This is a genomic window from Nonomuraea sp. NPDC051298, assembly GCF_055586305.1.
Genome location: NZ_JBVJIM010000018.1, coordinates 162,720 through 181,572 on the forward strand (window position 1 = coordinate 162,720; position 18,853 = coordinate 181,572).

At 69.9% G+C, this 18,853-nt stretch carries 18 protein-coding genes and 1 pseudogene; 9 read left to right on the plus strand and 10 right to left on the minus strand.

The window, feature by feature from the left end:
• Nucleotides 1-69: 69 nt before the first annotated feature.
• Nucleotides 70-837: a ribosome-inactivating family protein gene (locus ACZ6S0_RS38505; protein WP_465924265.1), complete on the minus strand. Its 768-nt coding sequence runs from the start codon at nucleotides 835-837 to the stop codon at nucleotides 70-72.
• Nucleotides 838-1,018: 181 nt separating this feature from the next.
• Here ACZ6S0_RS38505 and ACZ6S0_RS38510 point away from each other — a divergent pair, with 181 nt between their 5' ends.
• From ACZ6S0_RS38510 to ACZ6S0_RS38525, 4 genes are all read left to right on the plus strand, one after another.
• Entirely contained in the window at nucleotides 1,019-1,885 is an 867-nt protein-coding gene (locus tag ACZ6S0_RS38510) for a S1 RNA-binding domain-containing protein (protein WP_465924266.1), read from the plus strand.
• Nucleotides 1,886-2,011: 126 nt separating this feature from the next.
• A complete protein-coding gene (locus ACZ6S0_RS38515; RefSeq protein WP_465924267.1) occupies nucleotides 2,012-2,650 on the plus strand; it encodes a class I SAM-dependent methyltransferase in 639 nt (212 codons plus the stop codon).
• A 152-nt stretch (nucleotides 2,651-2,802) separates the two neighbouring features.
• Nucleotides 2,803-5,502: a helix-turn-helix transcriptional regulator gene (locus ACZ6S0_RS38520; RefSeq protein WP_465924268.1), complete on the plus strand. Its 2,700-nt coding sequence runs from the start codon at nucleotides 2,803-2,805 to the stop codon at nucleotides 5,500-5,502.
• Between the two features lie 3 nt (nucleotides 5,503-5,505).
• Nucleotides 5,506-6,384: an alpha/beta hydrolase gene (locus tag ACZ6S0_RS38525; RefSeq protein ID WP_465924269.1), complete on the plus strand. Its 879-nt coding sequence runs from the start codon at nucleotides 5,506-5,508 to the stop codon at nucleotides 6,382-6,384.
• 247 nt (nucleotides 6,385-6,631) lie between these two features.
• On the opposite strand, the gene ACZ6S0_RS38530 is transcribed toward ACZ6S0_RS38525, so the two are convergent.
• Nucleotides 6,632-7,435, minus strand: coding sequence for a VanW family protein (locus ACZ6S0_RS38530; protein WP_465924270.1), 804 nt, complete (start codon nucleotides 7,433-7,435; stop codon nucleotides 6,632-6,634).
• Nucleotides 7,436-7,460: 25 nt separating this feature from the next.
• Between ACZ6S0_RS38530 and ACZ6S0_RS38535 the strand changes: the two genes are divergently transcribed.
• A complete protein-coding gene (locus ACZ6S0_RS38535; protein WP_465924271.1) occupies nucleotides 7,461-7,604 on the plus strand; it encodes a hypothetical protein in 144 nt (47 codons plus the stop codon).
• A gap of 153 nt (nucleotides 7,605-7,757) precedes the next feature.
• Here ACZ6S0_RS38535 and ACZ6S0_RS38540 read toward each other — a convergent pair.
• Both ACZ6S0_RS38540 and ACZ6S0_RS38545 read right to left on the minus strand, forming a co-directional pair.
• A pseudogene (locus tag ACZ6S0_RS38540) lies at nucleotides 7,758-8,345 on the minus strand (peptidoglycan binding domain-containing protein); the annotation flags it as partial.
• Between the two features lie 35 nt (nucleotides 8,346-8,380).
• Complete coding sequence (locus ACZ6S0_RS38545; RefSeq protein WP_465924272.1) at nucleotides 8,381-8,986, minus strand: CGNR zinc finger domain-containing protein; 606 nt, start codon at nucleotides 8,984-8,986, stop codon at nucleotides 8,381-8,383.
• Between the two features lie 105 nt (nucleotides 8,987-9,091).
• Here ACZ6S0_RS38545 and ACZ6S0_RS38550 point away from each other — a divergent pair, with 105 nt between their 5' ends.
• From ACZ6S0_RS38550 to ACZ6S0_RS38560, 3 genes are all read left to right on the plus strand, one after another.
• Nucleotides 9,092-9,544 carry a VOC family protein gene (locus ACZ6S0_RS38550; RefSeq protein ID WP_465924273.1) on the plus strand — a complete coding sequence of 151 codons (453 nt, stop codon included), beginning with the start codon at nucleotides 9,092-9,094 and terminating at the stop codon, nucleotides 9,542-9,544.
• Nucleotides 9,545-9,606: 62 nt separating this feature from the next.
• Nucleotides 9,607-10,512, plus strand: coding sequence for a pyridoxamine 5'-phosphate oxidase family protein (locus ACZ6S0_RS38555; protein WP_465924274.1), 906 nt, complete (start codon nucleotides 9,607-9,609; stop codon nucleotides 10,510-10,512).
• Nucleotides 10,512-10,703: a ferredoxin gene (locus ACZ6S0_RS38560; RefSeq protein ID WP_465924275.1), complete on the plus strand. Its 192-nt coding sequence runs from the start codon at nucleotides 10,512-10,514 to the stop codon at nucleotides 10,701-10,703. Before ACZ6S0_RS38555 ends, ACZ6S0_RS38560 begins: the two co-directional genes overlap by 1 nt.
• Nucleotides 10,704-10,780: 77 nt before the next feature.
• Here ACZ6S0_RS38560 and ACZ6S0_RS38565 read toward each other — a convergent pair whose 3' ends face one another.
• The gene (locus ACZ6S0_RS38565) at nucleotides 10,781-12,169 is read right to left on the minus strand and encodes an MFS transporter (RefSeq protein ID WP_465924276.1); all 1,389 of its coding nucleotides are present in this window, start codon (nucleotides 12,167-12,169) and stop codon (nucleotides 10,781-10,783) included.
• 91 nt (nucleotides 12,170-12,260) lie between these two features.
• Here ACZ6S0_RS38565 and ACZ6S0_RS38570 point away from each other — a divergent pair, with 91 nt between their 5' ends.
• Entirely contained in the window at nucleotides 12,261-12,839 is a 579-nt protein-coding gene (locus ACZ6S0_RS38570) for a TetR/AcrR family transcriptional regulator (RefSeq protein ID WP_465924277.1), read from the plus strand.
• Between the two features lie 55 nt (nucleotides 12,840-12,894).
• Here the strand turns inward: ACZ6S0_RS38570 and ACZ6S0_RS38575 are convergent, their stop codons facing one another.
• The 5 genes from ACZ6S0_RS38575 to ACZ6S0_RS38595 are packed head-to-tail and all read right to left on the minus strand — an operon-like array spanning nucleotide 12,895 to nucleotide 18,782.
• Complete coding sequence (locus ACZ6S0_RS38575) at nucleotides 12,895-13,650, minus strand: (2Fe-2S)-binding protein (protein ID WP_465924278.1); 756 nt, start codon at nucleotides 13,648-13,650, stop codon at nucleotides 12,895-12,897.
• Between the two features lie 20 nt (nucleotides 13,651-13,670).
• A complete protein-coding gene (locus ACZ6S0_RS38580; protein WP_465924279.1) occupies nucleotides 13,671-15,371 on the minus strand; it encodes an ABC transporter ATP-binding protein in 1,701 nt (566 codons plus the stop codon).
• Nucleotides 15,368-16,195, minus strand: coding sequence for an ABC transporter permease (locus ACZ6S0_RS38585; protein WP_465924280.1), 828 nt, complete (start codon nucleotides 16,193-16,195; stop codon nucleotides 15,368-15,370). The genes ACZ6S0_RS38580 and ACZ6S0_RS38585 overlap by 4 nt, the downstream gene beginning before the upstream one ends.
• On the minus strand, nucleotides 16,192-17,163 hold the full coding sequence (locus tag ACZ6S0_RS38590) for an ABC transporter permease (RefSeq protein ID WP_465924289.1): 972 nt from the start codon (nucleotides 17,161-17,163) through the stop codon (nucleotides 16,192-16,194). Before ACZ6S0_RS38590 ends, ACZ6S0_RS38585 begins: the two co-directional genes overlap by 4 nt.
• On the minus strand, nucleotides 17,163-18,782 hold the full coding sequence (locus ACZ6S0_RS38595; protein ID WP_465924281.1) for an ABC transporter substrate-binding protein: 1,620 nt from the start codon (nucleotides 18,780-18,782) through the stop codon (nucleotides 17,163-17,165). The genes ACZ6S0_RS38590 and ACZ6S0_RS38595 overlap by 1 nt, the downstream gene beginning before the upstream one ends.
• Nucleotides 18,783-18,853: the final 71 nt, after the last annotated feature.

Consider the following 18,853-nt stretch of genomic DNA (forward strand, 5'->3'; position numbering starts at 1 on the left):
CACGCTGTTGTCTCCGCCGGGTGCTCGTTCCGCCACGGCTCACTGCCTGCCTCTCGGTTCGGTGTCCGATCACGCGATGTTGTCGCCGAGTTTCACTCCGTCGCCGATGGCGGCCCTGGCCTGCTCCGCAGTCACGTCATTCGGCGTGCCGGGCCATTTCAGCATGTCCGTGCCATTGTTCGCCTTCCTCGAGAACTTATCCCATTTGGCGACCACGGCATTGAAACAGCCGAGCTTGTTTGTGCCCATGATGCGCGGATTCGACTGACTCCAGGTGAAGGCCCAACTGTGCTTGAAGGAGTCGTAGTAACCGCCGAACCGGGCCATCTCCGACGTCATCCTGACGATCACGTCGAAGTCCGTCTGGAGATTGCCCGACTTCTGTGGGTGCCCGTCTTTCTGACGTTCCAGATAGTCGTAGAGGTGCTGCAGCGAATCCTGCATTTGATTCCGGCTCAGCGGCACCTGCTGCACGAGGTCGCCGTACCGAATGTCGATGACCTGGCCCGTGTTGATCCGGACGACGGGCTGCCCGGGGCGGGGCGTGTCATTGAGGCCGACCCCCAGGTATTTGGCGAGATCGTCGTCGATGGTCCACCCGACGAGATAGAGGTCCTTCTTCTTGAAGTACAGTTGCACGGACCGGTCGTACGGCAGGCCGATGTCGACGCACATGAAATTGCGGTCATCGGAGTCCGGCAGGTCTTTGCGATAGGTGTGAAACCTGGCCCGGAGAAACTCTATCATCGCGAAAAAGCGTCGATTGCTGGGTACGCGCTCCTCATCGAATCCGAGTGATTCTTCCCCCGTGAGAATATCCTCGTCATCAAGGGCCACCCGTCAACCCCCCTCATCGATACCAAGATCGATCTGCTGACAGTCGTATACTCTCCCGCATCCCAGACACATGCAATACACGCATGCCGACATTTTTCGCCGGACCATGTCAAGACGTACGGACACTGCCCAAGGACCCCGAAGCCGCCGTGGGAGAGCGGCTCGTGGGAGCCTTGGAATCATGGGGACAGCGGAAGACGATCAGTCCCTCGCGGCGTTTCTGCCGACCGTGAGCGTTGGCGACGTCCTTTCCGGGACCGTGGCGGAGGTCACGCGCTCGCAGACCACGGTGCTCCTGGACGACTTCGCCGACGACCCGATCGGCATCATCGGCCCGCTCGATCTTTCCTGGCAGTCCTTCCGGCGATCGGATCTCAAGGCCGGCGATCGAATCTCCGCCGAAGTCATCGCCCTCGATCCGCCAGGACGGCGCATCTGGCTCTCCCGGTCAGCGACCGAGAACCCGCGACTCTGGGCATTCCTCAAAGCGCTGATCCCGGGACAACGGTTGTCCGGCACCGTGGCGGCCATTGAGCGCTTCGGCGTCTTCGTCGATCTGGACGACGGACCGGACCATCCCGTCTTCCCCGGCGTCGGTTTCATCACCATGCCCGAACTGTCCTGGCAGCGGTTCGAGGACCCGTCTGAGATCGTCTCCGTGGGACAGCGCATCACCTGCGAAGTCCTCGCCTTCGACACCTGCAACGGCGAAGCCCGGCTGTCGCTGTGTGCCACCCAGCCTGATCCGTTCCTGCAATTCGCCCACGACGTTCGGGCCGGGCGGACTCTGCACGGCCTGGTCACGAAACTGGTGCCCTTCGGGGCCTTCGTCCGGGTCGCGGACGGCGTCGAAGGTCTGGTCCATCTCAGCGAACTCGCCGAACCGCCCGTCGAGACGCCTGACCAAGCAGTACAGATCGGCGATGAGGTCACGGTCGTCGTCACCGACATCGACGCACCACGACGCCGCCTCGCCCTGTCACGCCGCCAAGTCCACGCCGGTCGTGGAACGAAGGCGGGTCATGTCCCTCGGTTCCCCGCACCTTGACCAGTGGTACACGTCTTGACCAGCAGGGATACCTCTCGGAGCCGGAGGTTGATCTCGCCGGCGGAGGTGAGGGGGTTATTCGGACCCTTCATGGATCTTGGGGCGAATCGGGTAGGGTGGCCCGTCATGATCGAGCGCCCCTCCTACCTCACCGCCACAGCCGAGGCATACGACGCCGTCGCCGTTCTTTACGCGGAACTCTTCCAGAAGGCGCTTGATGACCAGCCGCTGGATCGCGCGGCGCTGGATGTGTTCGCCGAGGTCGTGCGGACCTCAGGTGGCGGGCCGGTCGCCGAGCTCGGATGCGGCCCTGGGTACGTGGCGGCGTACCTGCGGAAGCTGGGACTGGACATTTTCGGCCTTGACCTGTCGCCGGTGATGATCGATCTTGCCCGTGAGGCGTATCCGGAGCTGCGCTTCGAGGTCGGTTCGATGGACGCCCTGGACCTGGCCGATGGAGCGCTGCGCGGCATCGTGTCCTGGTACTCCCTCATCCATACGCCCCCGCAGGAGTTGCCGGCGTACTTCAGGGAGTTCCGCCGCGTTCTGGCCCCGGGCGGCCATCTCCTGCTCGGCTTCTACGAGTCGGAAGGAGAGCCGCTGACGCCCTTCGACCACAAGGTGACGCAGGCATATCGGTGGCCGATCGACGAAATGGCCGCGCTGGCACGCGCCGCCGACTTCGTCGAAGTCGGCCGGATGCTGCGCGAGCCGCGCGTGGGGGAGCGGTTCCGCCAGGGCCGCCTGCTGATGAGCCGGCAGTGAACCGGCAGTGAACACGGACGGCCGCGGCGACGTTGTCGGGCTTACTGACCGCGCCTTCGTGCGAGTGTTGTTCCGGCCTCTGTGCTCGAGCCAAGCCTGGAAGACCAGGTCAGGCCCCCTGCATCGCGGACAGCCGCCTACAGTGGGTGTCTGTGCTTTACGGAAGATCTGTGGAAATCGGCGCACTCGACGAGGTGATCGCGCGGGCCCGCGATGGCTTCGGGGGTGCGGTGGTGTTGCGGGGCACGGCGGGGGCGGGCAAGACTGCCCTGCTTGACGAGGCGGCCGCGCGCGGTGGTGCGATGCGGGTGCTGCGGACCACTGGCGTCGAGTCGGAGTCCGACCTCGCGTTCGCGGCGCTGCACCAGGTGCTGTGGCCGGCGATCGGCTCGCTCGACGCGCTGCCCGAGCCGCAGCGCGTGGCTTTGAGCGCGGCCCTGGGGCTTGGCGCGGGCAGTGTCGGCGATCGGTTCCTGGTGGGGGCCGGCGTGCTCTCGCTGCTGGCCGAGGCCGCCGCGCCGGACGGGCTGATCTGCGTGGTCGACGACTTCCAGTGGGTGGACCGGGCTTCGGCCGATGCGCTGCTGTTCGCCGCCAGGCGGTTGGGGACGGAACGGATCGCGATGTTGTTCGCCGTACGCGGGGACGCCGCGGTCAAGGGCGTGCCGCTGACGGTGGACGTGCGCGGCCTGTCCGAGTCCGCTGCGGCCGAGTTGCTGGAGTCCCGCTGCGGTGCGCCGGCCGCCCAGGTGACACGGGAGCTGGTCACGTTGACCCGCGCGAACCCGCTCGCCCTGGGCGAGGTCGCCGCCCGCCTGACCCGCGATCAGCTCGCCGGGCGCGAACCGCTGCCCGACCCGCTGCCCGGTGGTTCCCGGCTCTTCGGTGATCCGGTGGCCGCGCTGTCCGCTCCTGCTCGGCTGGTCGCCCTGGTCGCCGCCGTCGAGGCCGACCTCGACCTGGTCCTGCGCGCCACCGACCGGCTGTTCGCCGAGGCGGCACGGCCAGGCGCGAGCACGGGGGACGGGGCCGGGCGGGTGGCGTTGGCTGAGCTGGAGGAGTCCGGGTTGGCCGGGGTGTCGGGCACGAGCGTACGCTTCCGCCATCCGCTCATCCGATCCGCGGTGCACGAGGCGGCCGCTCCCGCCGACGTCCGCCGCGCGCACGCCGTCCTGGCGGAGCTGACCTCGGACGACCGTCGCGCCTGGCACCTGGCCGCAGCGGCCCTGGGCCAGGACGAGCAGGTCGCCGCCGCGCTGGTGACCGCCGCGGAGCGGGCCCGTGACCGCGGCGGGTACGGCGCCGCCGCCACCGCCCTGGCCAGGGCCGCCGAGCTGACCCCCGAGCCGCGCGCCCGCGCCGTCCGCCTGAAGGACGCCGCCGTCGCGGCCTGGCTCGGCGGCCGACCAGGACAGGCGGAGTCGCTGCTGGCCGAGGCGCGCGAACGGGCCGGCGGGGACGCCACGCTCGCCATGGAGATCGCCCAGCTCCGGGGCCGGTTCGAGCTGAACTCGGGCAACGCCGCCGAGGCCGTACGGATCCTGGCGGCGGGCGAGAGCCTGGACCTGCTGGCCGACGCCTCAGAGGCGGCCGCGTACGTCGGCGACACGGCGGCCGTCGTCGAACTCGGCCGGCGGGCCGCGGCGCATCCCGAGGGGTTCCTGCGGGACACGGTGGCCGGGATCGGCCTGACGCTGGACGGCGACGCCGCCGGGCCTGGCCTGTTGCGGCGGGCGCTGGACAAGGTCGGCGAGCTGGAGGACGCGGCGGGATACCTGTGGGCGGCGGCCGCGGCCAGCTACGTGGGCGAGGCGGACCTGGCCGGCGAGCTGGCCGGTCGGGCCGGGCGGGTGGCCAGGGTGTCGGGGATGAGCGGGCAGCTACCGGTCGTGCTGGAGTTCGTGGCGACCGCCGAGCGCATCGCCGGACGGCTGGCGCGCAGCCAGGCCGTCTCCGAGGAGGGCCTGGAGCTGGCTCGTGAGGCCGGGTACGAGAACACGGTGGCCGCGCACCTGGCCAACCTGGCGGTGCTGGCGGCGCTGCGGGGCGAGGAGGAGCCCTGCGAGCGGCAGGCCCGCGAGGCGCTGGCCATCGCCATCCCACACCGGGTCGGGTTGCGGGTGGGCGTCGCGTCGTACGCGCTGGCGATGCTCGACCTGTGCCTGGGCCGGTTCGCGGCGGCGCACGACCGTTTCACGGCCATCGCCACGGCAGGACCGGGCGCCGGGCATCCGACCGTGGTGTGGCGGACGACCCCGGACCGCGTCGAGGCCGCCGTGGGCGCGGGCGACGAGGTGGGCGCGCGGGCGGCGCTGGCCGCGTACGAGCAGTGGTCGACGCACGCCGCCACGGCCGAGTCCCGCGCGCTGCTGGCCCGTTGCCGGGGCCTGGTCGAGTCGTCCGAGGACGCCTTCGGCGAGGCACTGCGGCTGCACACCAACCCGTTCGAGGCGGCGAGGACGGCCCTGCTGCTGGGTGAGCGCCTGCGCCGAGGTCAACGGCCGGGCGAGGCGCGGGCGCAGCTTCGGACGGCTTGGGAGACGTTCGAACGGGTGGGCGCACGGCCGTGGGCGCGGCGCGCGCAGGACGAGTTGCGCGCGGCGGGCGAGAGCGGGCAGGCCCCGCCCGCGGCCGTGCTCGACGCGCTGACCCCGCAGGAACTGCGCATCGCCGGCCTGGCCGCGGACGGGTTGTCGAGCAAGCAGATCGCCGCCCAGCTCTTCCTGAGCCCGCGCACGGTCGAGTACCACCTGTACAAGATCTATCCGAAGCTGGGCATCGGCTCCCGTACGGATCTGGCGCGACTAGTAGTTCTACAGAAGGCGCCCGTAGCCGAAGACGACATGCTCTGAGACATGCAGAACGTGAACATCTGGAGTGAAGAGTTCGGCGCCGAGACGGACGCGCCGATCCTGTTGATCATGGGTTCGATGTCGCAGGGCATCCTGTGGCCGGACGAGTTCGTCGGCCGCCTGACCGCCGGAGGCCGCCGGGTGATCCGCTACGACCACCGCGACACCGGCAGGTCGGGCACCGTCGACTTCGAGGCGGAGCCGTACACCTGGGACGACATCAAGAACGACGTCTACCGCGTGCTGGATCACCACGGCCTGGAGAGCGCGCACCTGGTCTGCCACTCGGCGGGCGGACTGCTCGGCCAGTTCGTCGCCGTGGAACGGCCGGAGCGGGTGCGCTCGCTGACCGTCATCGGCTCCTCCCCGCTCGGCGGCGGCGAGGGCCAGGTGATCATGCGGGCGCTGATGGGACAGCCGCAGCCCGAGGGCAGCCTGCCCGAGCCGGCACCGGAGTTCGTGGCCTTCTACCGTACGCTGATCGCCGCCCCGCCACCTGCGGACCGGCGCGCGCGGATCGACGGCATGATCGCCGAGCAGCGCCTGCTGCACGGTGCCGGGCTGCCGTTCGACGAGGACGCGGCGCGCCGGCTGCAGGAGCGGATCCACGACCGGGCCCGCGACCTGTCGGCGGTGGCCAACCACCGGATGGCCGCCATGGCCAAGCCGGACTTCGAGCCGGTGGGCGTACTCCATCAGGTGAAGGCGCCCACGCTGGTCATCGAGGGCAGCCACGAGCCGGCCAAGCCGGGCCACAGCGCGATCATCGCCGAGCAGATCCCAGGGGCGCGGCTGATGATCGTGGCGGGTATGGGCCACACACTGCCGCCCGAGGTGCACGAGGAGCTGGCCGCCGCCATCCTCGCGCACACGGCCGGATGACCTGCCGCAAAACAGGCGCGGTCCTGCTGGGAGCGCCTCCACCGACTCGCGCACCGCCGAGGCGGTCCCCTGCCGCCCGCCGAGCGCGGCGACGTCGATCGCATCGCCCAGGCCATCCGCACCGCGCTGGACGGCGCGGCACTCGCGGCCCGATTCGAAACCGGCCGGGCCGCCGGGGCCGACGGCTGGGCGGGGCTCGACCTGGCCTGGGCGGCCGATCGGGGAGGACATCGGGGAGGATGAGGTCTCACGTGCAGGTCAGGCGCGGCTCGGGCGCGTAGACGGTGTGGAACTTCTGCCTGCGGACGACCTCGCCGTCCTGCTTGAAGATTCGCCACACGTCGATAGAGAACCCCTCGGCGCCTTCCATCGGGATGCAGTCGGGCCCTTCGTCCGACAAGGTGGAGAAGCTCTTGACGTCATAGCGGGAGGAGCTTTCCGACTCGATGTCGTACCGTTTGGTGCTCCAGAACTGGACCGTGATCGACGTCCCGGTGTAGGAGGTCTTGATCAGCACGCCGTACGGCGAGTCGTTGCGCCAGCGGAAGTCCGGCTGCGGGTAGGAGACCGTCGACTCTCGTCCCGCGGGGTAGCGGGAGATGTAGTACTGGTGCGGCCGGTGCTGCACGTCCTCGAACCCGCCGAAGAACACGGCGTTGAACATCGTGGTGGCGAACTGCGAGATGCCACCGCCCACGTCGTTCACGAACCGGTTGTTGAGGATCATGGGGGCCTCCACGAACCCGCGCGCTCTGTCGCGCTCGCCGACGACGCCGTTGAGCGAGAACGTCTCCCCGGGCAGGACCAGGTGGCCGTCCAGGAGGTCGGCGATCGTGTGGATGTTGGTGACGCGCGGAGCGCAGCAGGGATGGCGCGTGGTGAAGGAGCTGACCTTTTCCTTGATCCCGAGCTTTTTCGCCTTCTCGGTCGTGACGCGGGGGCGGGTCACCCGCGTAGGCACCTCGACCGTACGGCTGCCGTCGCCGAGGGCGGTGGCGATCGACTTCTCCAGTGCTGCGGTGGCTATTCCCTGGCCGGTTCGCGAAGGCACGACGGTGGGTTCGCCACCTGAGATCGTGAAGGACGCGTTCTTGGGCCGCCGGTTCCGCGTCGATCAGCTTCCTCTCCAGGTCGGCGGTGATGCCCTTGGCGTCGAACACCGGGCGCAGCCCGCCCTGGACGGAGACGAAGCGCAGCCGCGCCGCGATGTCGGCGCCTGACAGCGTCGACTTGCCGGACGGGCCGGTGAGCGTCAGTGGGGCGGCGACGGCGGCACGAGCCTGTGTGCCGGCGATCCGGCGCACCTCCGCTGCGGGCACCTTGGGCTGCACCGTGCGTAAGGCAAGCTCCACCGGGCCGTCGGAGGAGAGGAAGGCCGACCGCAGGGCCGCGGCGGCTTGGGCTCGATCGAGCGTACGTCCTGTTCTGGGCATGATGGGTTGCGGGTTCAGCCCCTTGTAGCGGACCTGGCCCTCGCGCGCCTTGGTGTCCACGGTCCTGGCGAGTTCGGCGACCTCGGCCGACAGGCGGGCGGTGTCCACCTTGACCCGTGGGGCGACCTCGCTGCTGCCGAAGAGCGAGATGGCGACTCCCGCGGGGGTGCCGGCTCCGTCGAGCGCCGCCGCGACTGTGGCCTCCGTGTCGAGCGACAGCCCGAGATCACGGGGTTGGAGCCGGATCGTGGTACGCCCGGCTCGTACGGTCAGGGGGCGGGACGCCTTCGGACCGAGTGCCCTGTCCAGGCGTTGCCGCGCCTCGAGGGGAGAGACCCCGCCGATGTCCACCCCGTCGACCTGGGTGCCCGGCGGCACCTCGCCGGCCAGGGCGATGCCGGGCACGACGTAGAGGAGCCCCGCGGCCACGACGACGGCGACGAGCACGGCGACCGCCTTGCGCCTCGGCGTCTTCACCTTGTCCAACACCCGGCTCAGTCCTTGAATCGTTGAAATACTACGAACCATAGTAGAGAGGACGGGACGCGGCCGGTGAGGGAGGATCAGCGGCTGTCTTCTCCTCTCCCCCGAGCCTTGGCGTAGTGGCGGGCGGCTCGGGCTCGATTGCCGCAGCCTGCTGAGCACCACTCGCGCCGTGCGTCGCGGAGGAAGTACAGGACGCATCCGGGGCCGTGGCAGGCGCACATCTTGTGACGTGCCGGCCCGGCGAACAGGGCGACGGCGTCCTCGGCCAGTGCGGCGAGCGCGGCCGTGACAGGGCGGCCCGCGGTGCACACCGTCATGTGCGGCTCTGGGGTCGTCCGCAGTTCGCTCCATCGTGGGGCCTGGCCGGCATGACGGTTGAGGGCCGCGACCGTGTCGGGGGGGAGGTCCTGGCCGTTCACGGCGGCGGCCGCGAGGGACCTGATGACGTCCCGAAGCTCCCTGGCAAGGCGAAGGTCGGGGTCGGTCACGCCCTGAAGGTCGGCATCCGTGAGAGGGATCGCGAGGCGTGGGCGCATGTCGCGTAGCCACGTCGCGAGGTGCTCGACGGTCTGCAGGCCATCCTTGGGGCGGCCGCGCACCGCGTAGACGGTGTTGCCGAGTTCGATCGGCGGCGGTTCGCCGAGGAGAGGACCGCCGCCGCCGACGAGGTGTGCCACTTCCACTCTTCTAACGCTATCTCCTTCTTGACACCGTAAGAAACTCTGGACATTCTAACGTTCAGAGTCGCTCGAAACCGTTAGAACCAACCGCCACACAGGAGGCCCCGCATGAGCGCACCGGTCCTGCAGACCGGGCACGTCGGCCTGAACGTGACCGACCTGGCCCGTTCCACCGCCTTCTACCGTGAGATCTTCGACTTCGACGTCATCGGGGAGCAGATCGACGGGGACCGCAGATTCGCGTTCCTCGGCCGAGACGGCACCCTGCTGGTCACGCTGTGGCAGCAAAGCAGCGGCGCGTTCGCCGCCGACCGGCCCGGGCTGCACCATCTGTCGTTCCAGGTGCCTGACATCGAGGCGGTTCGCCGCGCCGAGGCCACCCTGCGCGCCCTGGGCGTGGAACCGCTGCACGACGGCATCGTTCCGCACGGAGAGGGCGCCTCCTCCGGCGGCGTGTTCTTCACGGACCCGGACGGCATCCGCCTGGAGATCTACGCGCCGACCGGCGCCGACACCGCACCCGCGCCCACCCGGGACGCACCCACGTGCGGCTTCTTCTGACAGCCACCCCCAGGCCCAGGCCGCACTCCGCGGCCTGGGCCGGTCATGGAGAGGAGCTGACCGTGCTCCATCACGGCGAACGCGCGGTGCAGCGCCGGGCCGGCCTGACCGTCGACGGATGGGGATCGGCCGTCGTCGGCGCGACCATCCCACCGGTGGCCGCGGACTTTCTGCGCCTGCAGCGCCTGGCGGTGATCGCGGCCGCCGACGACGCAGGAGCGGCCTGGGCCGGCCTGATCACCGGCCCGCCCGGATTCGTCACCGCGCCCGACGAGCGCACCCTCATCGCCGACCGGCTCCCCGGCGACGGCGATCCGCTCACCGGCCTGTTCGACACCGAGCGGGGCCTCGGCATGCTCATGATCGAGCCGGCCAGCCGCAAACGGATGCGGGTCAACGGCCGAGCCCGCCGGGACGGCGACCGTCTCGTTGTGCGAACCGCACAGGTGTACTCCAACTGTCCGAAGTACCTCCAAACCCGCACTTACGTCGACGAGTCACCTTCGACGAAAAGGGTGGCAGCCATCACCGGCGAACTGACCGCCGACCAACAGCGGTGGATCGCCACAGCCGACACGTTCTTCATCGGCACCTACGCGACGGGACACGGCGCAGACGCTTCGCATCGCGGCGGCAACCCCGGCTTCGTCACCGTGACCGGAGGTCAGCGGCTGACCTGGCCCGACTACGTCGGCAACTCCATGTTCATGACGTTGGGCAACCTCGAACTCGAACCCCGCTGCGGGCTGCTGTTCCCCGACTGGGAGAACGGGAGGACGCTGCACCTGACCGGCCGCGCCCGCGTCGACTGGGACCCGGACCGCGCCGCCGCGGTCCCCGGCGCCCAGCGACTGGTCGACTTCGACATCGAGCAGGCCGTCCAGATCACCGGCGGTATCCCGCAGCGCTGGTCGTTCGGCAAATACTCCCGGTTCAACCCAGCCCCGGCCGCTGAGAAGGAAACGTGATGCGCGTCCGCGTCGATCGGACCCTGTGCCAGACCCACGCCCAATGCGTGTTCGCCGCCCCGGAGGTGTTCGCCCTCGACGACGACGACGAACTGGTGTACGAGGCGACACCCGGCGACGCGTTGCGGCCCGCCGTGGAACAGGCCGCCCGCCTCTGCCCCGAACAGGCCGTCTTCCTCGATGGGGGCTGACCGCCGTACAGGAACTGCGTCATCAGGGACCGGCCTCGGCGCCGAACCGATCGAGGATCAGTTCGAGCGGCCGGGGGTCAGTTCGAGCGGCCGGGGGTCATCAGCGCGGCGGCGACGGCACCGATCGCCGCCGTTACCGCCGCCACGATGAAGCCGTTGGTGAAGCCGGTCAACGTGGTTCCGACCAGGCTCGCCGCCGCCACGCTCGACACCACCGCGGCCCCGATGGAGGCGCCGAACTCGTGGAAGGTGCTCACGATGCCGGAGGCGATCCCGGCCTCGTGGGGCGCCACCTGGCCGAGCGCGGTCGCCGAGGCGATGACGAACAGCGCGCCGGTGCCCGCCGCTGCGACGGCCACGCCGACCACGACGCCGACCGAGTTCATCGACACCGCCGGCACCGCCATACCGATCGCCGCGATCACCAGACCGGTGACGGCCAGTGCGCGCCCACCCCATCGGCCGAGCATGCGGCCGGTCAGGTTGGCCCCGAGCATCGTCGCCAGTGCCACCGGCAGGAACAGCAGCCCGGTCTGCAGCGCGCCGTATTCCAAGGCGTGCTGGAAGTAGAAGGTGCCGAGGAAGAACACCGCGATCATCAGCGCCGTCGCCATCAGGATGAGGAAGGCGCCGGTTGCCACGGGCCGCCGAGCCAGCAGCCGGACGTCCATCAAGGGCGAGCGGGCTCGCCTCTGCCACCACACGAACAACCCGTAGCCCACGGCGGCAGCCAGGACGAGCAGGCCGGTGAGCACGGTGAGCCAGCCCCGCTCGCCGGCGGCGATGAGAGCGTAGATCAGCGATGCGGAGGAGGCCGTCACCAGTACCGCGCCGAGCACGTCGATCCGAGGCCGGTTGGCGGACGTGGGCGGCTGGGCCGGGAGCAGAACGGTGAGCACCACGGCGATCACCAGCCCGATGGGCACGTTCACGTAGAAGACCCACGACCACCCGGGGCCCGCGGTGAGCAGACCGCCCAGCAGAACGCCGAGAGCCGCGCCACCACCGCCGAGCGCCGACCAGACGCCGAGGGCCTTGTTCCGCTCCTCTCCGTCGAACAGGGCGACCACCAGCGACAGGGCCGCGGGAGACAGCAGCGCCGCGCCGACACCCTGGGCGACCCGGCCGCCCACCAGCACGGCCGCCGACCCGGACAGCCCGGTGACCAGGGAGGCGATGGAGAACAGCAGCAGCCCGGCGAGCACGACCCGCTTGGCTCCCACCAGGTCCGTGACGCGTCCGCCGAGCAGCATCAGCCCGCCGAAGGTGAGCGTGTAGGCGCTGACGGTCCAGGTCAGCGCTTCGCGGCCGAGCCCGAGATCCGTCTCGATGTGGGGCAGCGCGATGGCTACCACGGTGACGTCGAGGATCAGCATGAGCTGTGCGATCCCGAGGCAGCCGAGGATGCGCCATCGCGCGGGGTGTGGCTCGGGGGGTGAGGTCTGCCGTACCGCTTCTTGGGTCATCGGATTCTCCGTCGCGACAACTCGTACTCTCATATACGAGAACTGGCTGCCACTATAACCCGTACTTCAAGGTACGAGTTAGACTGCCCGTATGGCTTCACCTTCCGCGCGCTCCAAACGCCGTGCCGACGCAGAGCGCAACATCGCCAGCGTCGTGTCCGCAGCGCGCCTGCTGATCAGTTCCGACCCGAACGCGACCACGGACGACATCGCCCAGGCCGCCGGCGTCGGCCGCATGACGCTGTACGGTCACTTCCGCACCCGGGCCGACCTGGTCGAAGCCGCACTCATGGACGCGCTGCGAGCCGGCGAGGAAACCCTCTCGTCCCTCGACCTGAGTGGCGACGCCCGCGACGCCATGACCCGGCTGCTGGCATCGAGCTGGGAGACCGTGGCCGAGTCCGCGGCTCTGCTGAGCGCCGCGGAGACGGTCCTCCCCGCGGGGCGAATACGAGAGCTGCACGCCGAACCCGCCCGGCGCATGGAGGAACTCGTTCGCCGCGGTCAGGAAGAAGGCGTCTTCCGCACCGACCTGACCGTCACCTGGCTGGTCAGCCTGGTCCACTACATCCTGCACGGGGCAGCGAACGAACTGCGCGCCGGACGGCTGCCCGCCCGCGACGCCGCCGACGTGGTGACGAAGTCGGTCCAGTCGGTGCTGACCGGCTAGTGGCCGGCCGGGTGGTCGATCTCAGGCGGTGGCCCCGTCGGCCCGCTCCCAGGATTCAGTGCGGGACGACGCCCTCGGCCAGCACCCGCCGGTAGTTCGTCACCCGATCTTCGACGGTGTCCAGGCAGCAACTGGAGCACTTCACCTTTTCGGCGGAGGTGTAGTAGAGGCAGCAGGTGTTGCGGAGATAGAAGAGTCCCTCCCGCGTTCCCTCCTTGAGCCGGATCACCGTGCCGAGCCGGTCCAGGCCGCCGGTGGCGGCGGTCAGGAAGGTCTGGTAGGCCCGTTCCAGCTTGTCGACGTCGCCCCCGCGGCGGCTGGCGATGCAGAAGGCGGCTGCGCACCCGTGGGCCACGCCTCCGTAAAGCTGCCGGAGACCGGCTCGGGTGCGTACGCGCATGGCCTGCGCGACAGGCAGCAGATGCTCATCCAGTACCCATGCGACCAGGGTCTCCACCGGCGCCTTGGTGACGCTGGGCTCACGGAGCCCGACGGCTTCGAAACCGTGCTGCGGAGAGAGCCGGACGGCGACGTTGCGGGGCCGGATGTCGATCACCGCGCCGTCGACCGCCCATGCGAGCACGGCGGACGCGGTCACCGTGCCCGCGTAGACCGCCATCACCGTCAGCGCGGTCGCGTGCTCGGAGACCTGGCCGCTTGCCTGCCGTTCGGCGTCGAGCACCCGGCCCAGTTCGTCGGACCACGGATCCAGCAGCCGATCACAACCGATCCAGTCCTCATCCGGCGAGAGTCCGCGTTCGAGCCGGAAGCGATCGCCGAAGGATTCCAGGCGGGCGAAGACGTCGGTCACTCTTTTCCGTCCTTCCTTCTTCATGTGGTCCGAGCCGCATCGAGCAACTGTGCCGTATAGGAGTGGGCAGGTGCGCCGGCGAGGTCGGCGGACAGGCCGTGCTCGACGATCGTGCCGTCGCGCAACACCGCGATCCGGTCGCACGACTGCACCGCCTCGCCCAGGTCGTGGGTGACGAACAGGACGGCCAGCGCCCGATCGACAGCCAGCGTGCGCAGCGTGGTGGCGATGCCGGCCCGGGTGGAGACGTCCAGCATCGACGTGGCCTCGTCGGCGACCAGGAGGATGGGCTCGGCGACCAGAGCCCGAGCGATGGACACCCGCTGCCGCTGCCCGCCCGACAACTGGCCGGGGAATCGCCGCAGAAACTCCTCCGTCACCGGCAGCCCGGCGGCGCTCACCGCGTCGCGCAACCGGTCGGCCCGTAGCTCACGCGCCACACCGGTCGTGACGAGAGGTTCGGCCACCAGGCTCGCGACGCGCATCCCGGGGTGGAGCGCGTCGTACGGGTCCTGGTGGACGAACCCGATCCGCCGCTGGATGCGGCGGAGCGCGCCACCGCGTCGCGCCGTCAGTTCCTCACCCGCGATCTCGACCCGGCCGCGCGTCGGGCGGAGCAGGCCCAGGACGATCCTGGCCAGGGTGCTCTTGCCGGAGCCGCTCTCGCCGACGAGCCCCACGATCTCCCCGGCATGGATGTCGAGATCCACGCCGCGCAGCGCCTCCGTGGTCCTGGAGCGCGTCCGGTAGCGATGACGGACACCGGACGCGCGGACGACCGGCTCTCCCGGCGCGTGGATGCTCCGTGGCACCGCGGGGAAGGTGGCCTTGTCGTGGTGGTGGCAGGCGATCCGCGCCGGGCCGTCCGTGCGCAGAGGCGGGTCTTCCTCGGTGCAGCGGCCGGTGGCAAGAGGACAGCGCGGGGCGAATCGGCATCCGGGCGGGAGCAGGTCGAGGGCAGGGGCGGAGCCGGGGATGCTGCCCCAGGGCACCTGCCGGTCCGCGACGGGGGTGGCGGTGAGCAGACCTGCCGTGTAGGGATGGGCGTGCTCGGCGGCGAGCGTACGGGCCGGGCGCACCTCGGCCAGCCGGCCCGCGTACATGACCGCGACCCGGTCCGCGTACGGCATCAGCCCGGTGAGGTCGTGAGAGACGACGAGCATCGTGGTGCCGAGCCCGGCGAGCAGGGCGAGAACCTGCCGCTGGGTGATCACGTCCAGCCCGGTGGTGGGTTCGTCGGCGATCAGCAGCCGTGGCTCGCCCGCCAGCGCGAGGGCGATCGCGACCCGTTGACGTTGTCCTCCGGACAGCTCGTGCGGGTAGCAGCGCAGCATCGCGGGCTGGAGCCCGACGCGTTCGAGCAGCCCGGCGGGGTCGGCCCGGCCGCCGTGCAAGGTGAGCATCTCGGTGAGCTGGGCGCCGATCCTGTGCACCGGGCTGAGCCCGGTCATCGCGCCCTGCGGCACGATCGCGACCTGACGACCTCGTACGTTCCTCCAGTCGGTACGGCCCGCCAACTCCTCCTCGCCGAGCAGGGCGGACCCGGCCACGGTCGCGGTACGGGGGAGCAGCCCGAGCAGGGCGCGAGCGAGCGAGGTCTTGCCGCAGCCGCTCTCGCCCACGAGCGCGACGACCTCGCCTTCCGCGACGTCCAGGTTGATCCTGTCCACCGCCGTCAGACCGCCATAACCGACCGTCAGGTCGCGCAGCGACAGTGTCATCGGGTGGCCTCCCTGAGCGCGGGGTTGAGCCGTTCCTCGACGGAGATGCCGATGAGGGCGAGGGCGAGCACGGTGAGCGTGATGGCGGCGCCGGGCGGGAGCGCCCACCACAGCCACGCGTCCGACAGGAACACGCCGTTGGTCTGCACCCAGAACAGCGTGGTGCCCCAACTCGGCGCGGTGGGATCGCCCAGGCCGAGGAAGGAAAGGGTCGCGTCGTAGATGACGGCGCGCATCGCCGTACGGACGAAGATCGGGATGAGCAGTGGGCCGATGAGGTAGGAGCCGTGCCGCAGGAGCAGCCACCAGCGCGGTGCCCCCATCGCGCGGGCCACCTCCAGATGCCCCCGTGACCACGCGGTCAGGACCGCGGCGCGCAGCACACGGGCCGGGACGGGCCAGAGGATGAGAGCCAGGATCGCCACCCGCGTGCCGAAGGACTGACCGAGGAAGGCCGCCGCGAGGATGTAGAGGATCAGCTCGGGCAACACCAGCAGGACGTCGGTGCCGCGCATCAGGGTGGCCGACAGCCGGCGTGGCCCGATCCCGGCCGCCCCGCCGACCAGCGCGGCCAGCACGGTGGTGGCCATGGCGACGATGAAGGCCAGGCTCAGCGAGGTGCCGGCGCCGACGATGAGCTGGTCGAGCAGGTTCCTGCCGAGGTCGTCGGCGCCGAGCGGCAGTCCCGCTCCAGGAGGGGCGTACGGATCGGCGACCCTGGCACGGCCGGCCTCGTCGGGGAGCAGTGTGCCGTACAGGGCGATTCCGATGACGACGGCGAGGATCCCGGTGCCGATCTTCCCCGGGGTGCTCAGCAAGGTCATGGGTGGCCTCCCGTTCTCGCACGGGGGTCGAGGAGCGGGTACGTGGCGTCGGCCAGCGCGTTCATCAGCACGACCATGAGCGTCAGGACCAGGAACGCGCCCTGCATCAGCGGATAGTCACGGGCCGTGATCGCGTCGAAGGTGAGGCGGCCGAGCCCGGGATAGGCGAAGACGGTCTCGACCACGATCGAACCGGCGGCGAGGAAGCCGATCTCCATCATGAGAATCGTGTGCACGGGCAGGAGCGCCGGCCGCAGCGCGTGCCTTCTGACCAGCCGCCCGTAGGGTACGCCTCTGGCGTGCGCGTGCTGGATCGGCTCGCTGGTCAGCACGGTGAGCAGCGATGATCGGGTGTAGAGGAACAGATAGCCCATCCCGGTCAGCGTCAAGGTGCTCACCGGCAGGACGAGGTGCAGCAGTACGCCGGACACCGTCACGCCCTCGACGCCGGACACCCCGAACGTCGGGAGCCACTGGAGTTGCACCCCGAACAGCACGATGAGCAGCATGCCCAGCCAGAACTGCGGGAACGAGTCGAGCACGATGGCCGTGCCGAGCAGCCCCGAACCCTTGCCCTTGCGCCGGCGCAGCGCGCCCACCACCCCGAACGTCACGCCCACCAGCGCGGTGCCGACGATGCTGGTGCCGACCAGCAGCAATGTCCACGGCAGTGCCTCGCCGAGCGCTTCGGTGACCGGGCGCCCATCCGACAGGGACGTGCCGAGGTCCAGGGTGAACACGCCGCCGAGGTAGTCGAGGAACTGCTCGTGCAGCGGCTTGCCGAAGCCGTACTGGGTGGCGATCTGCGCCCGCTCGTCCGAGGTGAGCCTGGCCAGCGCTTCAGGGCTGCCGAACAGTTTCAGCGGGCCGCCGGGCAACGCACGGGGCAGCGCGAAGTTCAGCGTGAGTGCCACGGCCAGCACGGCGGCGTACTCGGCCAGCCGCCCTGCCGCGTATCGCCAGGGCATCACGGCCTGAACTCGACGAGGGAGAACTTGTTGAGCACCGCGGAGCCGTTCTGCCAGGTCCAGCCACTGTAGACGTCCTTGCGGAAGGCGTAGGCGCCGTTGCGGTAGTAGAGCGTCAGGAACGGCATCTGCTCGGCGATCTGCGCCTGGAGCTGCTTGGCCGCCGTCGTCCTGGCCTCCATGGTGGGGGCCGAGGTCAACGTCTTCACCACGGCGTCGACCTGCTCGTTCTTGAAACCGACGACGTTCAACGAGCCGTCGTCCGGGTTCGAGGCGACGAGCTGGGCGATCGTGCCGCTGCTCAGCATGACCGGAGCCGACCAGCCCCACATCGACATGTCGTAGTTGCGGCCCTTGCGTACGTCGTAGTCGGGCCACACCTTCGCGTCCAGCGAGTCGGAGTCCAGCGAGGTGACCCGCACGGCCACGCCCACGGTCTTGAGCATGTCGCGGATCAGCTCGGCGCTGCGCAGCCGGTCGGTGGAGGTGCTCTGGACCAGCAGCTCGTACGACATGGGCCTGCCGTCGAGAACCCTGATCCCGTCGGGCCCCGGCCTGGCGCCCAGGGCGTCGAGTTCGCGCTTGGCCGCTTCGACGTCGTAGAGCGGGACGAGCCGGTCGGGCCCGACGGGGGCGTCGGCGTGGATGAAGCCGGGGTCGCCAGGCGTTCCCTGGCCGAGCAGGGCGGTCTTCACCAGGTCTGCGACGTCGATCGCCTTGGCGAGGGCGCGCCGCACCTCGGGCTGGTCGAACGGAGCCCTGGTCGTGTTGAAGGCCAGCAGCGTGGAGGCGAACTCGGTGCCCTTGACGACGCCGATGTTCGGCTGCCGCTCCAGCGCCTGAAGTTGCTGCGGCGGCACGATGCGCGTCGACATGTGGACCTCGCCCGTACGCAGCGCGGCGAACTGCGTGGACTCTTCCGGGATGACCACCACCTTGACGGTGTCGACCTTCGGCTTGCCCATGACGTAGGAGGCGTTGGCGGCCAGCGTGTAGCCACGGGCGTTGTCGTACTGGGCGAGCTTGTAGGGGCCGGTCCCGATCGCCTTGTCGGCGCCGGCCTCGCCGGCCTTCTCCACCGACGACCACAGGTGCTCGGGCAGGATCGCCATGTCGGCCAGGATGCGGCGGGGGAACTCGGGGTCCGGGGCCTCGAGGGTGAGCACCACGGTGTCGCCGTTCGCGGTCACGCTCTCCACCGGGCGGACGTCGATCGCGGAGTCCCCCTCCATGTTCTTCTTGTAGAACTCGACGCTGAACACCACGTCGTCCGCCGTCAGCGGCTTGCCGTCGTGCCAGGTGACACCCGACCTGAGCGGCAGGGTGAAGACCTTGTTGTCGGTGGTCTGGATCTGCTTGGCCAGCAGCGGCGTGACCCCGTCCCCCTGGACGATGACCAGCGTGTCGAAGATCAGCTTCACCAGGTTGTTGCCCGGGTAACCGGTCTGATTGGTGAAGGGGGTGAGTGTGCCCTCGTCGGAAGAGATGGCGATGGTGACGCTTTTCGCGGCTGTGCCGGTCTTCCCTGTCTGCTGAGGCTCGGTGGCGGTGCCGCATGCCGCCAGAGCCAACCAGAGCGTGGCCGCCATCGCGATGAACGTCCTCGATTGCCGGAACACGAAACCTCCCGGGGGTATAAGAGGCCGAGACCACCGCCACGGCGAGCGCGCGGTGTTTCATGCGACTCTAT

Coding starts and splice junctions, on each gene's coding strand:
- ACZ6S0_RS38590 (WP_465924289.1), bottom strand. CDS start 17,163: ATGCCCTGGCGATACGCGGCAGGGCGGCTGGCCGAGTACGCCGCCGTG.
- ACZ6S0_RS38515 (WP_465924267.1), top strand. CDS start 2,012: ATGATCGAGCGCCCCTCCTACCTCACCGCCACAGCCGAGGCATACGAC.
- ACZ6S0_RS38580 (WP_465924279.1), bottom strand. CDS start 15,371: ATGACACTGTCGCTGCGCGACCTGACGGTCGGTTATGGCGGTCTGACG.
- ACZ6S0_RS38560 (WP_465924275.1), top strand. CDS start 10,512: ATGCGCGTCCGCGTCGATCGGACCCTGTGCCAGACCCACGCCCAATGC.
- ACZ6S0_RS38510 (WP_465924266.1), top strand. CDS start 1,019: ATGGGGACAGCGGAAGACGATCAGTCCCTCGCGGCGTTTCTGCCGACC.
- ACZ6S0_RS38565 (WP_465924276.1), bottom strand. CDS start 12,169: ATGACCCAAGAAGCGGTACGGCAGACCTCACCCCCCGAGCCACACCCC.
- ACZ6S0_RS38570 (WP_465924277.1), top strand. CDS start 12,261: ATGGCTTCACCTTCCGCGCGCTCCAAACGCCGTGCCGACGCAGAGCGC.
- ACZ6S0_RS38550 (WP_465924273.1), top strand. CDS start 9,092: ATGAGCGCACCGGTCCTGCAGACCGGGCACGTCGGCCTGAACGTGACC.
- ACZ6S0_RS38525 (WP_465924269.1), top strand. CDS start 5,506: ATGCAGAACGTGAACATCTGGAGTGAAGAGTTCGGCGCCGAGACGGAC.
- ACZ6S0_RS38585 (WP_465924280.1), bottom strand. CDS start 16,195: ATGACCTTGCTGAGCACCCCGGGGAAGATCGGCACCGGGATCCTCGCC.